The organism is Sinomonas atrocyanea, assembly GCF_001577305.1.
Taxonomy (GTDB): domain Bacteria; phylum Actinomycetota; class Actinomycetes; order Actinomycetales; family Micrococcaceae; genus Sinomonas; species Sinomonas atrocyanea.
Genome location: NZ_CP014518.1, coordinates 2,451,157 through 2,471,960 on the forward strand (window position 1 = coordinate 2,451,157; position 20,804 = coordinate 2,471,960).

19 protein-coding genes are annotated in these 20,804 nt (G+C 68.2%); 11 read left to right on the forward strand and 8 right to left on the reverse strand.

Going from position 1 to position 20,804, the window contains the following annotated elements; all coding sequences use genetic code 11:
* Positions 1–489: 489 nt before the first annotated feature.
* Positions 490–969 (forward strand): hypothetical protein, encoded by a 480-nt coding sequence (locus SA2016_RS11265; RefSeq protein ID WP_066498086.1) that lies wholly within the window; start codon positions 490–492, stop codon positions 967–969.
* Positions 970–1,126: 157 nt separating this feature from the next.
* On the forward strand, positions 1,127–1,357 hold the full coding sequence (locus SA2016_RS11270; protein WP_066498088.1) for a hypothetical protein: 231 nt from the start codon (positions 1,127–1,129) through the stop codon (positions 1,355–1,357).
* 463 nt (positions 1,358–1,820) lie between these two features.
* On the opposite strand, the gene SA2016_RS11275 is transcribed toward SA2016_RS11270, so the two are convergent.
* Positions 1,821–2,480, reverse strand: a complete 660-nt coding sequence (locus tag SA2016_RS11275) for a DUF1648 domain-containing protein (protein WP_141305662.1) — start codon at positions 2,478–2,480, stop codon at positions 1,821–1,823.
* Between the two features lie 305 nt (positions 2,481–2,785).
* Positions 2,786–3,646, reverse strand: coding sequence for a GntR family transcriptional regulator (locus SA2016_RS11280; RefSeq protein WP_229710938.1), 861 nt, complete (start codon positions 3,644–3,646; stop codon positions 2,786–2,788).
* 268 nt (positions 3,647–3,914) lie between these two features.
* Here SA2016_RS11280 and SA2016_RS11285 point away from each other — a divergent pair, with 268 nt between their 5' ends.
* The 5 genes from SA2016_RS11285 (at position 3,915) to SA2016_RS21450 (ending at position 9,105) form a co-directional block, all read left to right on the forward strand.
* A complete protein-coding gene (locus tag SA2016_RS11285; protein ID WP_066498091.1) occupies positions 3,915–5,180 on the forward strand; it encodes a RuBisCO large subunit C-terminal-like domain-containing protein in 1,266 nt (421 codons plus the stop codon).
* A 1-nt stretch (position 5,181) separates the two neighbouring features.
* On the forward strand, positions 5,182–6,480 hold the full coding sequence (locus SA2016_RS11290; RefSeq protein WP_066498094.1) for a four-carbon acid sugar kinase family protein: 1,299 nt from the start codon (positions 5,182–5,184) through the stop codon (positions 6,478–6,480).
* Positions 6,481–6,527: 47 nt separating this feature from the next.
* Positions 6,528–7,571 carry a zinc-dependent alcohol dehydrogenase gene (locus tag SA2016_RS11295; protein ID WP_066498096.1) on the forward strand — a complete coding sequence of 348 codons (1,044 nt, stop codon included), beginning with the start codon at positions 6,528–6,530 and terminating at the stop codon, positions 7,569–7,571.
* Between the two features lie 99 nt (positions 7,572–7,670).
* Positions 7,671–8,699, forward strand: coding sequence for a 2-keto-3-deoxygluconate permease (locus SA2016_RS11300; protein ID WP_066498098.1), 1,029 nt, complete (start codon positions 7,671–7,673; stop codon positions 8,697–8,699).
* A 235-nt stretch (positions 8,700–8,934) separates the two neighbouring features.
* Positions 8,935–9,105, forward strand: coding sequence for a hypothetical protein (locus SA2016_RS21450; RefSeq protein ID WP_157089127.1), 171 nt, complete (start codon positions 8,935–8,937; stop codon positions 9,103–9,105).
* 182 nt (positions 9,106–9,287) lie between these two features.
* Here SA2016_RS21450 and SA2016_RS11305 read toward each other — a convergent pair whose 3' ends face one another.
* The gene (locus tag SA2016_RS11305; RefSeq protein ID WP_218918319.1) at positions 9,288–10,736 is read right to left on the reverse strand and encodes an MFS transporter; all 1,449 of its coding nucleotides are present in this window, start codon (positions 10,734–10,736) and stop codon (positions 9,288–9,290) included.
* A gap of 95 nt (positions 10,737–10,831) precedes the next feature.
* On the opposite strand from SA2016_RS11305, the gene SA2016_RS11310 reads away from it, so the two are divergent.
* The 3 genes from SA2016_RS11310 to SA2016_RS11320 all read left to right on the forward strand — a co-directional run bounded on the left by SA2016_RS11310 (position 10,832) and on the right by SA2016_RS11320 (position 13,672).
* Positions 10,832–11,326, forward strand: a complete 495-nt coding sequence (locus tag SA2016_RS11310; RefSeq protein WP_066498102.1) for a winged helix-turn-helix transcriptional regulator — start codon at positions 10,832–10,834, stop codon at positions 11,324–11,326.
* 514 nt (positions 11,327–11,840) lie between these two features.
* Positions 11,841–12,452: a TetR/AcrR family transcriptional regulator gene (locus SA2016_RS11315; RefSeq protein ID WP_084249466.1), complete on the forward strand. Its 612-nt coding sequence runs from the start codon at positions 11,841–11,843 to the stop codon at positions 12,450–12,452.
* A complete protein-coding gene (locus SA2016_RS11320; RefSeq protein ID WP_218030619.1) occupies positions 12,449–13,672 on the forward strand; it encodes a glycosyltransferase in 1,224 nt (407 codons plus the stop codon). Before SA2016_RS11315 ends, SA2016_RS11320 begins: the two co-directional genes overlap by 4 nt.
* A gap of 221 nt (positions 13,673–13,893) precedes the next feature.
* Here the strand turns inward: SA2016_RS11320 and SA2016_RS11325 are convergent, their stop codons facing one another.
* The 5 genes from SA2016_RS11325 to nrdH form a co-directional block, all read right to left on the reverse strand.
* Positions 13,894–14,325 (reverse strand): sortase domain-containing protein, encoded by a 432-nt coding sequence (locus SA2016_RS11325; RefSeq protein ID WP_066498105.1) that lies wholly within the window; start codon positions 14,323–14,325, stop codon positions 13,894–13,896.
* 1,212 nt (positions 14,326–15,537) lie between these two features.
* A complete protein-coding gene (gene nrdF, locus SA2016_RS11330; protein WP_066498106.1) occupies positions 15,538–16,515 on the reverse strand; it encodes a class 1b ribonucleoside-diphosphate reductase subunit beta in 978 nt (325 codons plus the stop codon).
* A 43-nt stretch (positions 16,516–16,558) separates the two neighbouring features.
* Positions 16,559–18,679, reverse strand: a complete 2,121-nt coding sequence (gene nrdE / locus SA2016_RS11335) for a class 1b ribonucleoside-diphosphate reductase subunit alpha (protein WP_066502373.1) — start codon at positions 18,677–18,679, stop codon at positions 16,559–16,561.
* Positions 18,680–18,696: 17 nt separating this feature from the next.
* A complete protein-coding gene (gene nrdI / locus SA2016_RS11340) occupies positions 18,697–19,188 on the reverse strand; it encodes a class Ib ribonucleoside-diphosphate reductase assembly flavoprotein NrdI (protein ID WP_066498108.1) in 492 nt (163 codons plus the stop codon).
* A gap of 55 nt (positions 19,189–19,243) precedes the next feature.
* Entirely contained in the window at positions 19,244–19,492 is a 249-nt protein-coding gene (gene nrdH, locus SA2016_RS11345) for a glutaredoxin-like protein NrdH (protein ID WP_066498111.1), read from the reverse strand.
* 367 nt (positions 19,493–19,859) lie between these two features.
* On the opposite strand from nrdH, the gene SA2016_RS11350 reads away from it, so the two are divergent.
* The gene (locus tag SA2016_RS11350; protein ID WP_066498113.1) at positions 19,860–20,804 is read left to right on the forward strand and encodes a LysR family transcriptional regulator; all 945 of its coding nucleotides are present in this window, start codon (positions 19,860–19,862) and stop codon (positions 20,802–20,804) included.

Genomic DNA, 20,804 nt, shown 5'->3' on the forward strand with positions numbered 1-20,804 from the left:
GGATGAACATTATGGCCTCTGCACACGTCGTCCCCGAGAATCCCCACGGGCAGAACCTGAAGGCCCGAACAGCCCCGGGAAACTCTCCCCGCGGGAAGCCCCCGAACGGCCAGGGCCAGCATGGGGCGGGCCACGGCCGTCCTCGGGACGACAGGGTTACCTCGGGCGTGGCGCTGTTCGCTGCGGCTGCCGGCGGGAGGCGTCCAGGGTGTCGCAGCCGGTGCCTCTGCCCCACGGGTCATCCGGCTCAGGACCCATGCCCCGGAGAATCCGGAAGGCCGTCACCGCAGCGTAGCCCCAACGGTACCGCCCGGCGGCGCGCCCCTTTCATCGCCACTCACGAGCCAGGGACGTGGCGGAGCTCTGTGCCCAGCCCAGCGCGGGCCAGTACGCCCGGTTGATCAAGGCGTCCACCAGCAGCGTCGGGGCAGAAACAGGTCTAGTGTGGGGAGGGTCGGCAATCGCCGTCGGTACCCTCCAGGAGGGTTGATGAATTCCATCCAGTCCAGCTCCGAACAATTCGCACAGCACCTCAAGAGCGTCGGCGGATCGGAGGCCGACGTCAGCGGCTCCCCCTACGCGGTCGGCGAGGAGGACACCGTCGAGAATGTGGCGTCCGGCCTTCGGATCGGACAGCAGCAGCGGAGCGAACCAGCGGGCAGGCTCGCTGTCCTCCATGCCGCCGCCGAGGTCCTGATCAGTCGGCGCGACGAACACCGCCGGGACGATCACCCCGGAACCTCCCTGTCGGGGCAGTACCAGCTCGACATCCACCTCAGCGCCAGCCGCATCTTCCGGGTGCCCATCCCCGAGACCGACCTGGAGGCGGCCAAGGCCTGGGCCCTGGGACGGATCGAAGCCGAGGGCTCAGACTTCGGCGCCATCTACTTCCCCTCCGGAGGAGGCGACGCACCCGGCACCGGGGCGCTCGAATGCCGTTACGACCGTGCCGTGGGTTGGTACCGGTAGACCCGGCCACCGCGCAGCCAACCGCCGAGGCCCTACGGCAGGGCACTGCCCACCATGTGCCGCACTCGGCGTCCAGCACGGCTGCGCACTCTACGACAGGGCGGACACCGAGAATTGCCGGGTCTGCCGACCGAGCACACAGGCAGGAGGCACGACCATGAGGACCGCGGACGAACACGGCCCGCAGGCGCCCCGCTACAACGCCGAGCAACGGATGAAGACGCTGGCGGAACAGAAGGGACTCCGTCTGGAGCGGTCCGGGACCGCCGACGGGCAGCCGACATACTGGCTCATCGACCCCCGCACAGACGCGGTAATAGCAGGGGAACCGACCACGCGCTTCGGACTGACCCTCGACGAGGTCGCCCAAGTCCTCCGAGACCGCTAGCAGAGCCCGTCCTCGTCGTCCCGCGCGCACCTGGGCGGCGAAACGTGTCAAAACCCGCATCCGTAGGGTTGGGCAGCCCTTGCTTCTACCGCGGACCCGCGCGGCCTGAACCTTGGAGCAGGCACATGTCCTCCACACGCATCATCCCGAGCCCCGGGCGCGTCGATTCTCGCCATGCGGTAAGGGATGTCAGTCAAGCTCCGGACCGGGCACGGAGAAGTCCGGGGAGCCAGCCGACGTTCCGCTGCGCCCACGCAGCCCCCGTGTGGGATCCAAGACACGCTATGGGGAGAGAAGAAGGGTGTGAAGACCGAGGTGCCGAGCTGACCGGATGCGGGTAGAACCGTCCGATGTCCAGCCCGTCGACGACGTCCCATCAGCGGTTCATTTGACGAGACGAGGATGCTCCACGCTGTTCGCCGATACCGACGGCGTTCGACCGCCGTCGATGTGCCGGTGGATTTCAGCTGTCGAAACGGAGAGTAATCACCAAGCCGATCAGCGCAACCACGCCTGCCAGGAGCATTGCCGCCCTGGGATTGCCGAAGTTGAGCGTCCATCCCAGACCGAACCGGCGCGGAACCAGAAGCGAGCGGTCCTCACGGTTGACGTAGAACAGTCCGCGGCGCCAGTACCTGTCGTCGTCCCAGTGGGTCAGACCGGTGTCCTCCTCGCCGTCACCGGGCTCACGGTTGTTCCGCGCCAAGACGCCGACGGCCACGACGACGCCGGCCAGGATCGGGAGCACGACCACCAGCTGCGCCCACTGCGTGACCGTTCCGGTCCACATCAGCAGCGATGACCCCAGCATCCCCACATCGATCATCGCCGCCAGCCCAAGCAGGGCCTTGGCTCCCACCGCCATGTAGTGGCGGTGCCAGCGCGCGGAGCCAGCCGGGTGCGCCGGATCGATATCGGGCCGGCTGCGGAAGAAGACGGAAACAGCGATGCCCATGAGCAGCGCAGTCACGCCGATCTGCACGAACACCAGAGAGAACGCTGTGCCCACCGACTTGACGGCAAGCCGGTTGGGCACTCCCTTCGCGTGGTGCACAGCGAGCACCTCGGGCATCGAGGGGTAGCTGAGTACTCCGACCACCCCCGTGGCGGCGGTGACGATCAAGGGGACCTGGAGCGACGGGGCAGTCGACCCTAGGGCGTAGTTCCCTGCGTGTGGCCATCGGATGAGGCGCTTGGGCCCCTCCGCGATCCAAAGGCCCAAGGGCAGCGAGCCTATGTGCCCAGGAGCGTTCGCAAGCTCTCCGAGCGAGGACCCAAAGACCGTCTCGAGAGGAAGTGTCGCCTCCGTTGCAGCTCCCCGCCGCCCCGGCCTAACGCGCAGAGGCTTCGTGCGCCCGCTCTCATCCCTCCCTCTCCTTTGGAGGGCAGCCGCCACCTCACGGCGTCCCCCCGTGTTGGGGGCAGCGGCTATCGGGCTCTTTGGTCGAGCGCTGCGAGCTCGGATTCGAGCTGCTGTGTGAGGGTGCGCAGGCGCCGGAGGTGCTCCTGGGAGATGGACGCTGGCTGGGACGTGACCTGTGCGTCGACGTCGAAGACGGTGTTCGGGGCGTGCCAGACGTTGAACCATTCGAGGCCGTGGCCGAGGGCGTCGCGGGTGACGCCCTCGAGCAGGAGGAGTGGCTGGCCGGGGTGCGTGTTCAGCTTCTGGGCCAGGCCGGGATCTGCGGTCACGGCCTGGACCTGTCTGGGGCCTCCTGCCGGGTGGTAGCCGTGCTCGCGCATGAGGGCCAGCAGGGAGGCGTTCTCAAGCAGCGCGGGGGTGAGGTGCGGGAAGAGCTCGCGCGGGACCCAGGTGCGCATGAAGGCCACCGGCACCTGTTCCAGGTAGCGGGTCCGTTCGATCTCCCACGTGTTCTGCGTGTTCAGCGCCTCCGCGCCCGCGGCGGGTGGGGCCGCGGCCTCGAGGCGGAGGACGTGGGTCCGCAGCCGCTGGCCGTGGGCGGCGGCCTGCTCATCCAGACCGCCGGCGCGCTGGAGCTGGCGCCGGAGGACTGGCGCGGCTGCCACGACACTGCCCCGGCCGCGCTGGCGTCGGATGAGTCCGAGGTCGGCCAGGCCGGAGAGGGCCTGGCGCACGACGCTGCGGGAGACGCCGAACTGCCGCTGCAGTTCTTCCTCGGTGGGCAGGGCAGAGCCGGGGTGGAGCGGGAGGTCAAGGATCTGCCGGTGCAGGATGTCCCGGATCTGGGCATGCAGTGGCGTGCCGCTGTCCCGATTCAGCAGCGGGGCGCGCTCTGCGGGCTCCGCAGCTGATGGCCCTGCGCTCATGATGACTCCTCTGCTCTCCTTGCACATCCTATCCGGGCGCCTTGTGCCGGTGCCGCTTGACCGGTGACGCAGGTCACCGGTAATGTACGTACCAATTGTACGGACTAGTTCCGTCGAGTGACAGCCAATGGGGTGCACCAACGCTCGTGGGCGACCGATGGTGAAGACGCCAACGGCGCCCGGCCTCCACGGGGCCACGCTGCTGGTTCCCGCCGCGGAGCCGGCGGCTGCATCCTTGTACATCCCCTTTGTTCGAAACGGAGAGTCCATGCGCGATCCCCGCGCGGTGCGCTGCACCTACTACCTTGAGTCCGAGATCGATCCGGAGAAGGCCGCGGCCATCCTGGCCGGGGAGCAGTCCAGCGGAACCTTCCTGCCGGTGCCGGGCGAGTCGGCCCGGATCCGCGAGCGGCACGCCGCGCACGTCGTGGAAGTCCGCCAGCTCGGACCCCGCCGGCCCTCCCTGCCCTCGCGCAGGACCCCGGAGAAGGTCCAGGCGGCCCTGGTCACGGTCGAGTTCCCGATGGAGAACATCGGCACGGACCTGGCAACCCTCCAGACCACGATCGCCGGGAACCTGTTCGAACTGGGAGAGCTGTATGCCTGCCGGCTGCAGGATCTGGCCCTGCCCGAGGACTTCATCGCCGCCCACCCCGGGCCGGCCTACGGCATCGAGGGAACCCGCAGACTCCTCGGCAACGCCGAGGGCGTGATGGTCGGCACGATCGTCAAGCCCAATGTCGGGCTCTCGGAGGACGAATACCGGCAGGTGATCCGAGAGCTTGCCCTGGCTTCGATCGACCTGATCAAGGACGACGAACTGATGACCGACCCGGCCTACCTTCCCCTGGAGCGCCGCGTCGCGATCGCCACGGAGGAGATCCGCGCCGCCGAGCAGGTGACCGGCCACCCCACCATGTACGCCTTCAACATCACCGGTGACCTCGCCGGCCTGAGGAAGCGCCACGACCTGGTCGTCGAGGCAGGCGGCCGGTGCGTGATGCTCAACATCCCGATCATGGGTCTGCCCGCCTTGGCGTGGCTGCGCAGCTTCGCCGAGGTGCCGATCCACGGCCACCGCGCCGGTCTCGCGGCGACCATGCGGTCCAAGGCCCTCGGCGTCGACTACCGCGTCTGGCAGCAGCTCGCCCGTCTGGCCGGCGCCGACCAGCTGCACGCCAGCGGACTGGGCAGCAAGTTCTACGAGCCCGACGCGGAAGTCGCCGCCAACATCCGCAGACTGCTCGAGCCCCTGGGGCAGACGGCCACGCCGCTGCCGGTCCTGTCCTCGGGACAGAACGTCACCACCCCGGGACCCACCTTCGACGCTGTCGGGTCGACCGACCTGATGATGCTGGCCGGCGGCGGGGTGGCAGCACACCCCGGAGGACCCGGTGCCGGGGTACGGAGCCTGCGCCTGGCCTGGGCGGCCGCCGTCGCCGGCGTCCCGCTGGGCGCGGCCGCACACGAGAAGGCCCAGGTCGGGGACGAGTCGCTGCTGCTCGCCGTCCAGGCCTTCGGAAAGGGCGCCTAGGATGAACGCCTTCGGCTTCGTCGCAGACGATCTCACCGGTGCCGCCGACGTCCTGGCCCAGTCCCACCGCTACGGCCTGGAAGCCGCGCTGGTCATCGGCGACGCGCCGCTGCCGGAGGGCGTCGACGTCGTCGGATACGCCGGACCGGCGCGGTCCCTCGCTGGGGCGGCATTCGACACCCTGGTCCGCAGGGACCTGGCGGGCGTGGCCGCGCTGAACCCCCAGGTGCTGCTCTACAAGGTCTGCTCGACGTTCGACAGCTCGGCTGAGGTCGGCAGCATCGGGCGCGGGATCCAGCTCCTGCACGAGCGGTTCGGCCTGCACGGGGCCATCCCCGTCGTGCCCGCCCAGCCCGCCTTCGGCCGGTACACGGCCTTCAGCAACCACTACGCGGCCCACGCCGGCCAGATCCACCGGCTGGACCGCCACCCGATCATGTCGCGCCACCCCTCGACCCCCATGGCCGAAGCCGACCTGCGCCTGGTCCTGGCCGACCAGCTCGGCACCGGGCCGGTCCCCGGGGCGATCCACCTGCCCGCCTACGAGGACGGCACGTTCAAGGACGCCTGGGCGCAGCAGCGGCGGGAAGCGGGGGCGCAGGCGTTCGTCGTCGACGCCGTATCCGAGGCCCACATGGACGCGGTGGCCCAGGCGCTGCTGAATCAGGAACGCGGCCACGGACCGTCGCTCGTAGTCGGGTCAGGCGGGATCATGGCGGCCCTGGCCCGATCGGTATCGGAGGCAGCTCCGCGCACCCCCGGACCCCAGCAGCCCTCAGGCCCGGTCCTGGCCGTGAGCGCCTCGGCATCCAGCACCACCGCCGAGCAGATCGAGGACGCGCTCGCCCACGGCTGGGAGGACGTGCCCGTGCCCGCGGCGCTGCTGCAGCACCGTGACGGCGCAGCCGTCGCCGCGCTCGACCGGCAGGTCGCCCAGGCCCTGAGCGGGGGCCGCAACGTCGTCGTCCACACCACCCGCGGCCCCGGCGATCCACGCTACGGCGCGGCCAGGCCAGCCGGGGCAGGACACGTCGGTGCCCTGATCGGCGGCATCGCCGCCCGCGCCGCCGAGGCAGGCCTCACCCGCGACATCGCCATCTGCGGCGGCGACACCTCCAGCCACGGCCTGATCGCCATGGGCGTGCGCCAGCTGCGCGTCCGGGACCAGTTCGTCACCGCAGGCCCCATCCTGCGCGCCGAGGGCCCCTCCGCCGTCGCCGGATGCCGCCTGCTGCTCAAGGGCGGTCAGGTCGGCCCCCCGGACATCCTCCGCCGCTTCGCAGCCCAGCTGCCCGGCTGACCCCACCAACACACAGCACCCCACCAGACCAGCGAAAGGCGGCCCCCATGCGGGCAGTAGTGAAGAATGCGCCCGAACGAGGCGCCCAGTACGTCACCGACGCCGGAGACCCCAAAGCCGCAGAGGGCTCCGTCGTCATCGAGGTCGGCGCAGCGTCCCTGTGCGGCACCGACCGCGAACTCTACGAATGGACCCCCTCGGCCCAGGCCTTCAACCTCAACCTCCCCGTCATCCTCGGCCACGAGGGAGCCGGCACCGTCGTCGAGGTCGGCCCCGGCGTCACCGGCCTGCGCGTCGGCGACCAGGTCGCCCTCGAGAGCCACCTGACCTGCGGGCAGTGCTTCCCCTGCCGCACGGGCGACGCCCACACCTGCGAACGCACCGGCATCGTGGGCATGCACATCGACGGCGTCTTCGCCCAGTACACCGCGGCCCCGCAGGAGATCTGCGTCAAGCTCCCCACCGGCCTGCCGCTGGAATCCGGGGCCCTCCTCGAGGCCGCCGGAGTCGCCGTCCACGCCATCCAGCGCGCCGACTACGCCGTCGCAGGACGAGCCGTGCTCGTCAGCGGCGCGGGACCCGTCGGCCTGGTCGTCACCCACCTCGCACTGCTCATGGGAGCAGCCCACGTCATCGCCGTCGACCCCAACCCCTACCGCCGCGCACAGGCCGAGAAGCTCGGCGCGACCGCCCTGCACCCGGACGACGGCATCATCGAACGCTGTCGCGAGCTGACCGGCCGCCGAGGAGGCTTCGACGTCGCCTTCGAATGCTCCGGCGCCCCCGGCACCCTCACGACCCTCTTCGAGGCAGTCCGCCGCGAAGCCACCGTGATCACCGTCGGCCACCCCAGCCGGCCCGCGGAAGTCGACATCGCCGCCTACATCAACAAGAAGGGCATCACCCTCCGCGGGATCTTCGGACGCCGCCTCTGGGAGACCTGGGAACAGTCTCTGCTGCTGCTCGACTCCGGCCGCCTCCAGCTCGACTGGCTCATCACCCACCGCATGAAGCTCAGCCAGATCGACGAAGCCATCGACCTGCTCACCGGCGACGCCTGCAAGGTACTGCTCCTGCCCGGCCTCGGCTGACCCGAAGCCCGCGACCGCTCACCCCCCGACCCAACGGGCACAGCCCCCGTCCTCACACCCATGCACACCACAGCCCCACCAGTCCATCAGGAGAAATCAATGACGATTCCCATCAGGAGATTCCTGGAGAAAGTCCCCGGCGGAATGATGCTGGTGCCCCTGGGCATCGGCGCCGTCATCCACACCGTCGCCCCCAAAGCCGGCGACTTCTTCGGCTCCTTCACCGGGGCCTTCTTCACAGGCCTGGTCCCGATCCTCGCCGTCTTCTACTTCTGCCTCGGGTCAACCCTCGAGGTCACGGCCACTCCCTACATGCTCAAGAAGGGCGGGGCGCTCCTAGGGGCCAAGATCGGCTTCGCCGTCCTCGTCGGCCTCATCGCCGGCCACTTCCTCCACGAGGCCCCCATCGGCTCCGGCATCTTCGCGGGCCTCTCGGCCCTCGCCCTCGTCGCCGCCCTCAACGACACCAACGGCGGCCTCTACATGTCCCTCATGGGACAGTTCGGCCGCAAGCGCGACGCCGGGGCCTACTCGATCCTCTCCTTCGAATCCGGCCCCTTCCTGACCATGGTCACCCTCGGAATCGCCGGCCTGTCCGCGTTCCCCTGGCAGGCGCTGGTCGGTGCCATCCTCCCGCTCGCGCTCGGCATGCTGGTCGGCAACCTGGACAAGAGCATGCGGGCCCTGCTCGCCCCCCTCGTGCCGGCGATGATTCCGTTCCTCGGCCTCGCCCTCGGCCTGACCATCAACCTCACCGCAGTCCTCGACGCAGGGCTGCTCGGCATCGCCCTGGGCCTGTTCGTCGTCTTCGTCGGCGGCGCAGTGCTGCTCCTGGCCGACAAGGTCACCGGCGGCGACGGGATCGCCGGGCTCGCCGCCGCCACCACAGCCGGGAACGCCGCCATCGTCCCCGCCGTCGTGGCCGCCGCCAACCCCGTCTACGCCCCCGCCGCACAGCACGCCACCGTGCTGGTCGCAGCCTCGGTCGTCGTCTCAGCCGTGCTCTGCCCGATCGTCACCGTCGCATGGGCCCGCCGGGTACAGAAGAAGGAGCAGTCCACCGGCAAGGGAGACGCCACCGCCAAGGGCTTCCTGGAACCCGAACAGGCCGCAGAACCCCAGAGCTGACCGCACCTCGCGGCCCCTGAACCGGTCGCCACGGAATGACCGGGCCCAGGCACATCACCGCCTGGACCCGGTCAGCCCCGCTCCAAACCGCAGCCCCCGGCCAAGACCCCGGTGCCCGAGGAGCAGCAATGCCCACAGGCACCCCGCGCTGTGTCCACGAGCATCGAACCCGAAAGGAAGAAGAATGCCCGTCCACGGCGATACGGTTAAACGCATTCATCGGACCCAAGGATGGATGCCCCTCAAAGGCGACACCATCGAACTTCGCCAATGGGGCCAGACCCCACGCCTGGGCATTGCCGAGATGACCATGCCCGACGGATCCGGCTTCTGGCTCGAACCCAACGGCACCGAGACCAGGCTCTTCGTCCACCTCAGCTCCACAGACGTCCAGATCTGGGCCTGACCCACCGCTGCGACCGAGTGGCTTCCCGATGCGCCGCCTGCTCATAGGACGGGTGCCACTCACTGATGCCTCTGCTATGCGGCCGCCGAGAATGCCCAGGTAGCCGGGCCGCCACATAGCGATCCCAGAACCGTGTCACTTAGCGCTGCGATTCACAGCGGCCCCCGCCACCAGCGTCGCCCTCATTCGGCCATCAGCTCGGTTGCGGCCTTCTCGGCCGTCTTCAGCGCCCCACGACTGGTCGTCACGACCCCGAGAACGACGATGAGCGCACCGATGCTGGCGAGGATCAACCATCCGGTATGCGTTGCCTCGGCGTATGCGGGGCCGGTGAGTCCGGTGGCGTTGATGCCGAGGGTGGCTCCGAGGATGGCGACGCCGAGGGAGGCTCCGATCTGGTTCGCCGCGGCGGTGATGCCGCCTGCGACGCCGGCCTGTGCGGCGGGCATGCCGGACATGGCGGTGGCGCTGATGGGTGGGTTGGCCAGTCCCATTCCGGCACCGTTGAGCGCGAACGCGAGCACGATCAGGCCCGGCGGGGTATGCAGGGTCAGCCCAATCAGGAGCAGCCCAGCGGCAATACGTGCGAGGCCGGCGGCGATGAACAACCATCGGGACCCGTGCTTGCCGGCGATCCTGCCGGCCACCGGGGACAGGACGAGCGTCATCACCGCGGCGGGGAGTGAGTATAGGCCGGCTTCCAGCGCGGAGTAGCCGCGAGCGGATTGCAGGTACAGGGTGGACAGGAACAGCGACCCGGCGGTGCCTGCGAAGACGCAGGCGGCCATGACTGCGGCTCCCGAGAACGGGATGCTGCGGAAGACCCGGACGTCCAGCAACGGTTCGACGCGTCGTCGTTCGTAGAGGACGAGCGCGGTCACCGCCGCCACGGTGACGGCAAAGCATCCGATGACCGCGGGTGAGGACCACCCCAGCCGTGCCCCTTCGATGATTCCGTAGACCAGCGTCACAAGCAGGACGATCACGAGGACCTGCCCCACTGCGTCGAATCGGCGGGGACGCGCAGCCCGGCCCTCCGGAATGACTCGGGCTGCGAGGATGATCGCCGCGATGCCGATCGGTGCGTTGACCAGGAAGATGTACCGCCATCCGGGACCATCGACGAGGAGTCCTCCGACGATGGGCCCGAGGGCGATGCTGATTCCGATGACGCCGGCCCAGATGCCGATAGCGCGGGAGCGCGCTTTGGGGTCGTGGAAGGTGTTGCGGAGGATCGAGACCGCCACCGGGTTCAGCATCGCCCCGCCCAAGGCCTGGATGACCCGTGCTGCGATCAGGAAGCCGAGCGATGGTGCGACTGCGCAGAGCACCGAGCCGAGGGTGAAGACCGCGATGCCGAGGAGGAAGATGCGGCGGCGGCCGAAGCGGTCGGCCATGGAGCCGGCCATCAGGAGCAGAGCCGCCATCACCAGGGTGTAGGCGTCGAGGATCCACTGCAACCCGTTCACGGTCGCATCCAGGCCCTGCTGGATCGATGGCAGTGCGACGTTGACGATCGTCACGTCCAAGGATACCAGCAGCACGCTCATGCAGCAGACCACGAGCACCCACCGTTGCGTCCGCCGCTCGGGCGCGCTGACCGTCGTGGCCGTTTCCAGTGAGGCGCTCACCGCTGGCCGCCCCGGGTTGCGGCCGAACTTTCCCTCTGACTTTGCGTAGGCATAGCCACGAGCGTAGCTCACTATGGGGAGATATAGTAAGCAGCATGTCGGATACCGCCGTGCCCACCGTCGCACTCACCGGTCGGTTCGCGGACCGGGACAGTTGGGCGGCCGAGGGCTGCCCGATCGATGCCACGATCAGCCTCGTCGGGGCGCGCGCGGTGATACTGCTCCTGCGGGAAGCGTTCTACGGCGCTCATTGCTTCAAGGATTTCGTGGCGCGTGCCGGGTTCACTGAAGCCGTCACTGCCGCCCGCCTGAAGGAACTGTTGAACGCGGGAATCCTTGAGCTGCGTCCCTACCAGGAACCAGGGCAGCGCCGTCGTGAGGCCTACTACCTCACCGAGAAGGGCCTCGACCTCTTCCCGGTCCTCGTCGCTCTCGCCGCCTGGGGCGAACGATGGAAACCAGACGGCACAGCGGCCGCCTCACTCGTGCACGAGGACTGCGGAGCCGAACTGAAAGCCGACGTGCAGTGCGCGAACGGCCATCACGTCAACGTCAGTCAAGCAAGCCTCCGCCCCGTCGAAGGCGAATGAGCGTCGGCAGCGCCTCCCTCCGCTTCCTGCTCTCCCGGCACGCAACCGTTGGTAGACGGACCTGATTGTCAGGCTTTCCGTGCGTGCTCGGTGGTAGGTCAGGCCGGCCCGACGCAGCGTCGGCTAGGGACGACGATCGCGTCCATGGTCTTCACTCATGCCGTGCTTCCTCCCCGCTCGTGGGGATCTGACATCCGGGCACCGGCCGGCTTCCGGGCGAGGCGCCGGGGGGCTTTGGCCAGGGCGAGCTCGAACGGGCCGGCCAGCGTCCGGGACCCCGGCGAAGGCATGTCTCAAGGTAAAACGATCCCGCTCCCGCAACCCAGCTTCCTGGTGCGGGATCCTCGGCCACGTGGCCCTTGCTGCGCACCGATGCCGCCCCCGGTTCTGCATAAACGGCACAGGCCCTGCGTCGCCGCCAGCGGTCGACGGACCGCGGCGACATCGCGTTGCAGTGAATCGCGGACCGCCGTGGGCTTGCGCAATCTAGGCGCCAGTCAGAATTGGAGTTAGCATGATTGACATGAAATCCGGGGCGCCCGCCCGCAGCTATGTGATGACGAAGCGGGCTCAGTCCGCAGCGGCCACCGCAGAGCGCATCCTCGACGCGGCAGCGGGCGAGTTCGAGGACGGCACCCCCATCGCCGGCATCACACTCGAGGCCGTTGCCGCCCGCGCCGGCGTGAGCGTGCAGACCGTCCTGCGCCGCTTCGGCGACAAGGACGGCCTCTTCGCCGCCTCCGCGGAGCGGCAGGCGGCCCGGGTGGCAGCGGAGCGGGACCCGGCCGTGGCGGGCGACCTGGCCGGCGCCGTCGTCAATCTGGCGGGGCACTACGAGCGGGACGGCCGCCTGGCCCTGCGCCTGCTGGCCGAGGAGTCCTCCTCGCCGTTCATGGCAGCGGTCACGGGCGCCGGCCGGGCCTTCCACCGGTCCTGGTGCGAGCGGGTGTTCGCGCCCTTCCTCGACGGGCTGGAGGGTGCCGGCCGCCGGCGCCGCCTGGCCCAGATCGTCGCCGTGTGCGACGTCTACGTCTGGAAGCTGCTCCGGCTGGACGCCGGACTGAGCTCGCAGGCGTATCGCGAGGCGCTCCTCGAGCTCCTCGAGCCCCTCACCCGGAGGCCATGATGTCCCGCATCCTCGCCTACACCTCTCCCGCCATCGGCCACCTCTTCCCCATGGTGCGGCTGCTCCTCGAGCTCAAGCGGCGCGGGCACGAGGTGCATGTGCGCACCCTCGCTGACCAGGTCGACCTCATGCGCGGCCTCGGGCTCGCCGCCGCACCGATCGACGCCCGGATCGAGGCGATCGGCCACCACGACTTCGGCGCCTGGAACACCTTGGAGGCCTTGTCGGCATCCGTTGACGTCTTCGTCCGCCGGGCCGCGGTCGACGGCGGCGACCTCGCCACGGCGGCCGCCTCGATCCGCCCGGACCTGACGATTGTCGATTTCAACTCCTGGGGCGCCCGCGCAGCCGCCCAGGCCCGGGGCGGGCCGTGGGCCGTGTTCTGTCCCTACACCCCGCCGGTCGCCTCGAGCGGGACACCGCCGTTCGGCCCAGGGCTCCCTCCCCTCGCCGGCCCAGTGGGATTGCTCCGGGACCGCCTGCTGCGCCCTCTCATCATGGGCCAGCTCGAGAAGCGGTTCCTCCCCGGCATCAACGCAGTCCTCGCCGCCAACGGAGTCCCGACCGTCACGAGCGCCGACCAGTTCTTCCGGTCCGCACCCCTGACCCTGGTCGCGACCTCCGAGCCCTTCGAGTACCCCCACCCCGACTGGGCGCCCGACCTACGCCTCATCGGAGCCCTCCCGTGGGAGCCCCCAGCGGAGGCACCGGAATGGGTCGAGGAGCCGGGTGCCCCCTTCGTCCTCGTCACCACCTCCTCCGAGTACCAGGCCGACGAAGCCCTGGCCCGGGCCGCAGTCGAGGGCCTGGCCGGCGAACCCTACCGGGTCGTCGCGACGATGCCCGCCGGCGTGCCGGACCTCGGCCCGCTGCCGCCCAACATCCGGGTCGAACGATTCATCCCGCACGGGCCCGTCCTCGCCCGCTCCGCCGTGGCAGTGACCCACGGCGGAATGGGCGCGACCCAGAAGGCACTTGCCGCCGGCGTCCCCTGCGTCGTCGTGCCCTTCGGACGGGACCAACTCGAGGTCGCCGCCCGCGTCAGACACGCCGAGGCGGGGATCCGCCTCCCCAAGGGCAAGCTGACCCCATCCCGGCTTCGCGAGGCCGTGCACCGCGCAGCCGGAATGGCCGAGGGCGCCCGCCGCACCGCCGCAGGCTACCGGGCAGCAGGCGGAGCAGCAGCCGGGGCACGGGCAGTCGAAGCGCTCATCGCTTAGGAACCCGACATCCCGCAGGCCGAGTCAGCCCCCAAGAGCCGGGACCGGCCCTGCCTCCCGCTGATGTACGCACAGCGAAGGATCACGGCGGCCGTGAACTCAGAGAGGCCCAATGCGGGCCTGCATTCTGATGGACCTCGGGAGTGCTCCATGTTCAAGCAGACTGCTCCGAGGCAACACCGCATCGACGAGGTCGCCCCGAGCCGGACATCACACGGTCCTCAGACGAGGAGCTTCGCGTAGACCACGAGGTTGTCGTCGAACTCACCGGTCGCCGCGTTGTAGCCGTCGCAGGTGATCAGGCGCAACTCTGACCCTGCTGTGTTGCCGTAGACGGTGGTCGTGGGGAAGGCGGCCTTGGCATACTTCTCGCTCCTGTAGACAGCGAAGACGGCCTGGCTGCCGCCGTCCCGCCGGACCTCGACCCGATCTCCGGGCTTGAGATCGTGCAGGCGGGCGAAGACACCGGGGCCGCCGCCGTAGGCGTTCACATGACCCAAGAGGACCGATGGCCCCGGTTCGCCCGGGGTGGGCGATTCGTCGTACCAGCCGGCCGGGGCGCCGGGGCCTGCCGGAGGAACCTCCAGCGAACCATCACCCTGCAGCCCGAGCCGGAGCAGTTCCGAGCTGGCACCGATCGAGGGGATGGCCAGATAGACCGCCGCGACCGTGCCAGCAGAGGCAGCACCGAGGCCTTTGCCGTCCCCCTATCGAGGTTGCCGGACGCCTGCGTCCGCGGTTGTGTGTGAGGAAGCGGTGGCGTGGAGGCCGTCACGGCGGCGGCGATAGGTGCTGCACCGCTCGGCGCGGATGCCGAGCCGGAACAGCCGCTGAGCAACAGGAGGGTGGCCACCGCAGCTGCGAGGCAGCTGCGGTGGCTCTGTGTCCTAAGAATCACAGATGGTGCGGTTTCGACGGACTAGGACTTGCTGGCGGCGTTCCGCCGGACCAGGTAGGTCCCACCGAGGGCTGCGGCGAGGGCGAGGCCACCGCCGAGGGCAATGGTGCCGACCGGGTCGGAGCTTTCCTAGGCAACGCCGGTTGCGGCTCCGCCCAAGCTTCAACGGACCGATACAACTCCACTCCGACATCTGAACGCACTGGAGACCGCCAAGAAGTCAGCTCTTCCTGCACGGGGCAAGTCACGCGTGGAGGTAGGCCATCTCCGCCGGAGCGGCGAAGGATGGAACGGACCCCCGAAAGCTTTCGAAGACTAAAAAGCGGATATGCTGCGAACAAGAGCCGACAATGCCGATTGGCAGATGAACCAGCGGCCCACTTGGAAGACATCCAAGAAGGCCGCCGATTTCACGCACATAGGATCCGATTCTGTCAACTAGACCTATTTCTCACACCAACGCGGGAATCCAGATTCACGTCCTCGGTGTTTAGGAGCTTGCCAATAGCCTAGTGCGATCCAACTTCCGAGAAGTGGTCACCGAACGGTGCTGGGTGGACCAGGGCGACCCTTGGCCACCTACGTGCAAGTCTTCCAAGCAGGTGCCTCACCACATCCAACATGACCGGCGTACATCTAACTGGTCGACGCCGGGCAAATGGATGGCCTATCTGCGAGAACTTGCAGATAGGCCATCCATTTCCGACAAATAGGTGCCTAGACTTGCAACTAGACCTCTATCTCACAATCCATCCCGCAAGTCAGACTGTCGTCGTCGGTAGCGACGATGTCGACGGTCGCTTACCTCGAGCCTGAACCTGAGAAGAAGTCGCGGTTCATTGGGCCAAAGGAAGGCGTTCTGGTCCGGCTGGTCCTGTGACAGCCAAAGGACGAAAGGACCAAGTTTGCTGTCACAGGACCAACTAGCTTGGCAAAAGGACCAAGTTGCCTGGCAATTTACAACGACTCAGAACTCCCAGTCCTCGTCCTCCGTGTTGACGGCCTTGCCGATCACATAGCTCGAGCCGGACCCGGAGAAGAAGTCATGGTTCTCGTCCGCGTTCGGGGAGAGCGCCGAGAGGATCGCCGGGTTCACGTCCGTGACCGAGGACGGGAACATGGCCTCGTAGCCGAGGTTCATGAGCGCCTTGTTGGCGTTGTAGTGCAGGAACTTCTTCACGTCCTCGGCCAGGCCCACCGGGTCGTAGAGGTCGTGCGTGTACTGCACCTCGTTCTCGTACAGCTCGAAGAGCAGCTCGAACGTGTAGTCCTTGATCTCCTGGCGCTTCGCCTCGGAGACCTTCTCGAGGCCCTTCTGGAACTTGTAGCCGATGTAGTAGCCGTGCACGGCCTCGTCGCGGATGATGAGGCGGATGAGGTCGGCCGTGTTGGTCAGCTTGGCGCGCGAGGACCAGTACATGGGCAGGTAGAAGCCCGAGTAGAACAGGAAGCTCTCGAGCAGGGTCGAGGCGACCTTGCGCTTGAGCGGCTCGTCGCCCCGGTAGTAGTCCATGACGATGTGCGCCTTGCGCTGGAGGTTCTCGTTCTCGAGGCTCCAGCGGAACGCGTCGTCGATCTCCTTGGTCGAGCACAGGGTCGAGAAGATCGACGAGTAGCTCTTTGCGTGGACGGACTCCATGAACGCGATGTTCGTGTAGACGGCCTCCTCGTGCGGGGTGACCGCATCCGGGATGAGCGAGACCGCGCCGACCGTGCCCTGGATCGTGTCGAGGAGCGTGAGGCCCGTGAACACGCGCATCGTGAGCTGCTGCTCCTGCGGAGTCAGGGTCGCCCACGACGGCACGTCGTTGGACAGCGGCACCTTCTCGGGCAGCCAGAAGTTGTTCACGAGGCGGTTCCACACCTCGACGTCCTTCTCGTCCTGGATGCGGTTCCAGTTGATCGCCTGGACGTGGTCGAGGAGCTTGAGCTTCTCGGGAGTCATCGCTGGTCCTTTCGAGCGGATCCGAACAGAGGGGGTGCCACCACTAGAGCATGCAGCTGACGCAACCCTCCACCTCCGTGCCCTCGAGCGCGAGCTGGCGGATGCGGATGTAGTAGAGCGTCTTGATCCCCTTGCGCCACGCGTAGATCTGGGCCTTGTTGATGTCCCGCGTCGTCGCCGTGTCCTTGAAGAACAGCGTGAGCGAGAGGCCCTGGTCCACGTGCTGCGTCGCGGCCGCGTAGGTGTCGATGATCTTCTCGTAGCCGATCTCGTACGCGTCCTGGTAGTAGTCGAGGTTCTCGTTCGTCAGGTAGGGGGCCGGGTAGTAGACGCGGCCGATCTTGCCTTCCTTGCGGATCTCGATCTTGGAGGCCACCGGGTGGATCGACGAGGTCGAGTTGTTGATGTAGCTGATCGAACCGGTCGGCGGGACGGCCTGGAGGTTCTGGTTGTAGATCCCGTGCTCCATGACCTGCGCCTTGAGCTCACGCCAGTCGTCCTGGGTGGGGATGTGCACCGTGGCGAACAGCTCCTTGACCTTCTCGGTCTGGGGCGCCCACTCCTGCTCGGTGTACTTGTCGAAGAACTCGCCGGAGGCGTACTTGGAGTTCTCGAACCCGCCGAAGGCCTGCCCGTGCTCCTTCGCGAGCAAGTTCGAGGCCCGCAGCGCGTGGAACAGCACCGTGTAGAAGTAGATGTTCGTGAAGTCCAGGCCCTCCTCGGAGCCGTAGTGGACCCGCTCCCGGGCGAGGTAGCCGTGCAGGTTCATCTGCCCGAGCCCGATCGCGTGGGACTTCGCGTTGCCCTCGGCCACCGAGGGGACCGACTGGATGTAGCTCATGTCGGACACGGCCGAGAGCGCGCGGATGGCCGTCTCGATGGAGCGCCCGAAGTCCTCGGAGTCCATCGTCTTGGCGATGTTCATCGAGCCGAGGTTGCAGGAGATGTCCTTGCCCACTGCGGCGTAGGTGAGGTCCTCGTTGTACTCGCTCGGCGTGGACACCTGCAGGATCTCCGAGCACAGGTTGCTCATGGTGACCTTGCCGGCGACCGGGTTGGCCCGGTTCACCGTGTCCTCGAACATGATGTAGGGGTAGCCCGACTCGAACTGGATCTCGGCGAGGGTCTGGAAGAACTCGCGGGCGTTGATCTTGGTCTTCTTGATCCGCGCGTCGTCGACCATCTCGTAGTACTTCTCCGTGACGGAGATGTCCGAGAACGGCTTGCCGTACACGCGCTGGACGTCGTACGGCGAGAACAGGTACATGTCCTCGTTCTTCTTGGCCAGCTCGAACGTGATGTCCGGGATCACGACGCCGAGGGAGAGGGTCTTGATGCGGATCTTCTCGTCCGCGTTCTCGCGCTTGGTGTCGAGGAACCGGTAGATGTCCGGGTGGTGCGCGTGCAGGTACACCGCGCCGGCGCCCTGGCGCGCGCCGAGCTGGTTGGCGTACGAGAAGGAGTCCTCGAGCAGCTTCATGACCGGGATGACGCCGGAGGACTGGTTCTCGATCTGCTTGATCGGCGCCCCGTGCTCGCGGATGTTGGTCAGCGAGAGGGCGACGCCGCCGCCGCGCTTGGAGAGCTGGAGGGCCGAGTTGATGCCCCGCGCGATCGACTCCATGTTGTCCTCGATGCGCAGCAGGAAGCAGGAGACGAGCTCGCCGCGCTGCTTCTTGCCCGCGTTGAGGAACGTCGGCGTCGCCGGCTGGAACCGCCCGGCGATGATCTCGTCGACGAGCTGGGTCGCGAGCTGCTCGTCGCCGCGGGCGAGGTGGAGCGCCACCATGCACACGCGGTCCTCGTAGCGCTCGAGGTAGCGCTTGCCGTCGAAGGTCTTGAGTGTGTAGGAGGTGTAGAACTTGAACGCGCCGAGGAACGTCTCGAACCGGAACTTCTTCTTGTACGCGCGGCCGAACAGCTCGCGGACGAAGTTCATCGTGTACTGGTCGAGGGTCTCGCGCTCGTAGTAGTCCTTCTTGATGAGGTACTCGAGCTTCTCGTCCAGGTCGTGGAAGAAGACCGTGTTGGTGTTGACGTGGTCGAGGAAGTACTGGCGCGCCGCGTACCGGTCGGCCTCGAACTGGATCCTGCCGTCCTCGCCGTACAGGTTCAGCATCGCGTTGAGCTCGTGGTAGCCCAGGCCCTTGTATTTGGCGGGCAGCTCCTTGGGGTCTGCCGTCACGGCGACTGCGGGCTCTGCGAGAGTCGTGTCCAAAATGCGTCCAATCCTTCGGTGACCCGGGCCACGTCGTCGGGCGTGCCCATGAGTTCGAATCGGTAGAGGTGGGGGACGTGGCACTTGGCGGCGACGATGTCGCCCGCTGCGCAGTAGTTGTCCCCGAAGTTCGTATTGCCGGCGCTGATGACGCCCCGGATGAGCGCCCTGTTGTGCGGATCATTCAGGAACCTGATGACCTGCTTGGGCACCGACCCCGCTCCCCCGGTCCCGCCGTAGGTCGGGACCACCAGCACGAACGGCGCCGTGGCCCTGAGGGCGGCCTCGCCCTGGTGGAGCGGGATCCGCGCGGCGTCCACGCCGAGCTTGTCGATGAACCGGCGCGTGTTCCCCGAGACGGAGGAGAAGTAGATGAGCCGTGCCGCCGTGGGGCGGGGTCCGGAATCCGAACCCGTGGCCCCGGCGTCGGCCGCGGCGAGGACCTGGGAGGTCATCTCAGCGCACTCCCTCGTTGGGATGGCGGAGTCGGGGCGTGCCCGACGCCGGGGATCAGGCCACCGAGGCTGCCGAGCTGCCCTCGGCGATCGCCGCGATCTTGTCCGGCCGGAAGCCGGACCAGTGGTCGGCGTCCGTGACGACGACCGGCGCCTGCATGTACCCCATGGACTTGAGGCGCTCGAGGGCCTCCGGGTCCTGGGTGACATCGACGCTCTGGTAGGCGATGCCCTTCTTGTCGAGGGCACGGTAGGTCGCGTTGCACTGCACGCAGGCCGGCTTCGTGTAGACCGTCACGTTCATGAATCCTTACCCCATTCTCCAAAGCTTCCCCAGCCGAGGCGTTCGCCGCTGCCGCACCGACGGCCGCCCTGACAGCCCTGTGATTCAGTCCTGCGCACCTCGGTGCCCTCGATACTACATGTAGTGCACGTCGCCGCCGAGGACCCCAAGATGTTGTCTTACAAGTATGTCATTCCTCACGCCGCGAGTCCACACGCAGCCCACATTTAATGCACCGCAGAAAGCCCGGATTCACGCCGTTCACGGCCCTGCGTCCACAGCCTGTGGATGCCCGGTTCCCACACCCGCGCCCAAGTGCGTGTCGCCCATCTCACGGCGTGTCGCGGCGTGTCGTAGGCTGGGCGGGTCGAGGCCGGAAGGAGCCGAGATGGTCAACCCTGTGCACCTGACGACCCTCATCGAGGTGGTCCGCCTCGGCTCGTTCGCGTCGGCGGCCGCCCATCTGGGGTACACGCCGTCGGCCGTGTCGCAGCAGATGGCGGCACTCGAGCGCGAGACCGGCGTCGAGCTCTTCCGCCGCACGCCGCGCAGCATCGTCCCCACCGAGGCGGCACTGGTGATGATCCGCCACGCCGAGAAGGTCCTCACGGACATCGACGCCCTGAAGGCGGCGACGGCCCGCGCCGCGGACGCGGCGGGCCGGGAGCTCCGCCTCGGCATCTTCCCGAGCCTCGCGACGTACGTGCTCCCCCGGGTCCTCAGCGGGGAGCGGTGGCGCCGGCTCGGCCTGGACCTGCACGTGTCCGTGGCCGAGCCCGGGGACACCATCCGGCGGCTCGCCTCGGGGGGAGGGCTCGATGTGGTCCTCGTCTACCAGGTGGGCCAGAGCGGCCTGGCCTGGCCGCACACCGCGGAGCGCCTCTGGATCGGCGACGACACGTTCCATGTGGTGCTGCCGAAGTCCTGGGGCATCGCCGACGGCGCGCGGGTCACCGCGGACCAGCTGGGCGGCATGCCGTGGATCGTCCACCACCCGGGGACCTCCGACGCGACGGTGATCGACCGACTCTTCGCCGCCTGCGGCCTCGCCCCGCGCGTGGTGGCCTACAGCGACGACTTCAACGCGAGCCTGGGCCTCGCCTCGGCCGGCCTGGGCGCGGCCCTCGTCCCCGAGCTCGCGCTCCAGGCGACGCCCGAGGGGGTCGTGCTCGTCGACGTGCCCGAGATCCGGCTCGCCCGGAACATCTTCGCCCTGCGTCCGCACGCCGCCGCGGACTCCGCCACGCGCCTCTTCCTCGACCTCATCGCCGAGGCGCTCGCAGCGCTGCCCGTCCGGGCCGCGCGGGCAGAGCGCGGAACGTCCCCGGGGTAG

Excerpts from the sequence above, each read along its gene's own strand:
- SA2016_RS11265 (WP_066498086.1), top strand. The coding sequence starts at position 490 with ATGAATTCCATCCAGTCCAGCTCCGAACAATTCGCACAGCACCTCAAG.
- SA2016_RS11270 (WP_066498088.1), top strand. The coding sequence starts at position 1,127 with ATGAGGACCGCGGACGAACACGGCCCGCAGGCGCCCCGCTACAACGCC.
- SA2016_RS11280 (WP_229710938.1), bottom strand. The coding sequence starts at position 3,646 with ATGAGCGCAGGGCCATCAGCTGCGGAGCCCGCAGAGCGCGCCCCGCTG.
- SA2016_RS11285 (WP_066498091.1), top strand. The coding sequence starts at position 3,915 with ATGCGCGATCCCCGCGCGGTGCGCTGCACCTACTACCTTGAGTCCGAG.
- SA2016_RS11290 (WP_066498094.1), top strand. The coding sequence starts at position 5,182 with ATGAACGCCTTCGGCTTCGTCGCAGACGATCTCACCGGTGCCGCCGAC.
- SA2016_RS11295 (WP_066498096.1), top strand. The coding sequence starts at position 6,528 with ATGCGGGCAGTAGTGAAGAATGCGCCCGAACGAGGCGCCCAGTACGTC.
- SA2016_RS11300 (WP_066498098.1), top strand. The coding sequence starts at position 7,671 with ATGACGATTCCCATCAGGAGATTCCTGGAGAAAGTCCCCGGCGGAATG.
- SA2016_RS21450 (WP_157089127.1), top strand. The coding sequence starts at position 8,935 with ATGCCCCTCAAAGGCGACACCATCGAACTTCGCCAATGGGGCCAGACC.
- SA2016_RS11310 (WP_066498102.1), top strand. The coding sequence starts at position 10,832 with ATGTCGGATACCGCCGTGCCCACCGTCGCACTCACCGGTCGGTTCGCG.
- SA2016_RS11315 (WP_084249466.1), top strand. The coding sequence starts at position 11,841 with ATGATTGACATGAAATCCGGGGCGCCCGCCCGCAGCTATGTGATGACG.
- SA2016_RS11320 (WP_218030619.1), top strand. The coding sequence starts at position 12,449 with ATGATGTCCCGCATCCTCGCCTACACCTCTCCCGCCATCGGCCACCTC.
- nrdF (WP_066498106.1), bottom strand. The coding sequence starts at position 16,515 with ATGACTCCCGAGAAGCTCAAGCTCCTCGACCACGTCCAGGCGATCAAC.
- nrdI (WP_066498108.1), bottom strand. The coding sequence starts at position 19,188 with ATGACCTCCCAGGTCCTCGCCGCGGCCGACGCCGGGGCCACGGGTTCG.
- nrdH (WP_066498111.1), bottom strand. The coding sequence starts at position 19,492 with ATGAACGTGACGGTCTACACGAAGCCGGCCTGCGTGCAGTGCAACGCG.
- SA2016_RS11350 (WP_066498113.1), top strand. The coding sequence starts at position 19,860 with ATGGTCAACCCTGTGCACCTGACGACCCTCATCGAGGTGGTCCGCCTC.